The following is a 1,912-nucleotide window of genomic DNA, read 5'->3' as shown; positions in this document are numbered from 1 at the left end:
CCTTTTCTCTTGCTAGTACAGTGGCTTCTGCTGCTACATATAGGTCTAGGCCTGCAGCATTTATCAACCCATGTGTAGGTACTATGGCTCTATCTGAATTGTTACGATATGCTTTTTCCCCTATTTTTCCCGCTATTATTTGACGCCTTTTGACTTAGAAACGTCTAAGTCCCTTTATCTTATCTTATCTCAGACAGCCCCTATGCCGATCACACATATGCCCGGATCCCCTTGGATCTATGCCTCCCCGTCTACGTATGTTTCTCATCTCCATTCGATTTGATATTTAATGGCTGCCACACCTCACGGTGAACGCACCGATCGCATATACGATCGTGGCAGCATATGTTTCCCTCATGTCATGCTTCCCTTCCATTCCGCATGAGCTTCCCTCATGTCCCGGACTTTCATCTACCCTATGGCTATGTTGATACATGCCCTTTCCTCACGCTTTCTATGTTATCGGCTAGATCTATGGTAAATACGTACAAACCCCTATGTAGTATATATACCCGAATACAGCGGACAAGAGAGGCATCGAATCCTCTTGTCCTTCACCCTCAGTACTCCTTGTCTGAGAGCAACTGTCCAGTGACGAACAGCCTTAGTGAGCGCCCCTATCAATGTGAGAGGCTGAGTGTTTCACTAGGATTCGATCTTTATCACTAACTCTGTTCGCTACGATGCTTGCTGGACAAGACCAACGCAAGCAACAAGTAAAACCGTTTAACGTACTTGAAGAGAAGGCTCACGGACTAACGCTTAGTGGCACTGGCTAGTGTCTTTATACAGGTCATACGTATATCGCCCCGCCTCTTACGCAAGGGAGCGCGGAGAGCAACTCAATACATCCGGAGAGCAGTCGGCGTTGTCAGACGACGGTCAAGGAGGGCAACGAGCAGACCAGGAAGCCAGGTCAGACGAAGAACAAGGACCTCGCTTGCCTCATACCAGGAGGAGAAGTAGCCGCTCCCGCCCCTATTCACTCATCTCACCCCCTTTCTCAATCGGCTTCGGAAGATCCGAACGACGCGCCGCCAGCCGCCTACCCCCAGTTGCCAGACTTTATCAATCGGCTATTCGTTCCCGAAGTTTTAGTGGACGAGTACATACGTCAGGTAGAGGCAGGGATAGTAGAGGAAAGAGAGGGTCCACGTGAAAGGCACGAAGTAAGGGCTAGGTACCGCACACCTACGCCATACCCCGCACCACGCCCAAGAAAGGGCAGACGTACATACTTCCCGAAGAACCCTAAGTTTGTCAGACAGGAGCAGCACAACGAGTGGCTGCCGAGATTCTTACTCCCTACATTACGTCCACGTCGCGCCCTTAAAGAAGTTAGGCGCACCCCTCATATACTTACGGAAGATCCGGCTATCTACGATCGAGATCTCGAGTTCTTCATTTAGAAGCATCTTTACGTACAAGCTTCAATCAATATGTCTCAAGCCGTTTTGGACACGCTTGACAACCCTGATGTGCAATGGGAACAGAAGATCGCTGCTGCTCGCCAAGGATTGGCAGAGCAGAGCCGAACTATAAATAACCTCATAAGACGAATTGCTGCACTTGAGAATGCTCCTGCTGCTGCCGCACCCGCACCTTCAGGAGGAGGGTACTCTAAGAAGATTGAAGTGTTCAATGACCCTGGAGAATATGATGGGTCGAAAGCTAAGTTTGAAGAATGGTGGGCAAAGATGAGGGCCTGGCTCAAGCTAAACGAGCACGCCATCGCCCCTGAATCTCATGAAGCAGTATTGGCAGTTTTGTCACGACTCAAAGGGGCTAAGGCTGGACCTTTTGCCCAAACATGCATTACCAAGGGTACTGCCTATACATGGGCTGAACTAGTTTCAGACATCAAAGGACTACTCTGAACTACTAACCAAGTTGACTGGGCACACAGTCAATT

The 1,912-nt window shown here is 49.4% G+C and carries 1 protein-coding gene; it reads left to right on the top strand.

The genetic code is table 11. The features are described 5' to 3' along the window. Window positions 1-1,439 precede the first annotated feature (1,439 nt). Window positions 1,440-1,877: a hypothetical protein gene (locus EKG38_RS25535; protein WP_126523523.1), complete on the top strand. Its 438-nt coding sequence runs from the start codon at window positions 1,440-1,442 to the stop codon at window positions 1,875-1,877. Window positions 1,878-1,912 lie beyond the last annotated feature (35 nt).

It is taken from the genome of Shewanella canadensis, assembly GCF_003966225.1.
In the GTDB taxonomy this organism is placed as follows: Bacteria; Pseudomonadota; Gammaproteobacteria; order Enterobacterales; family Shewanellaceae; genus Shewanella; species Shewanella canadensis.
This window is presented reverse-complemented; position numbering and strand designations above follow the sequence as displayed.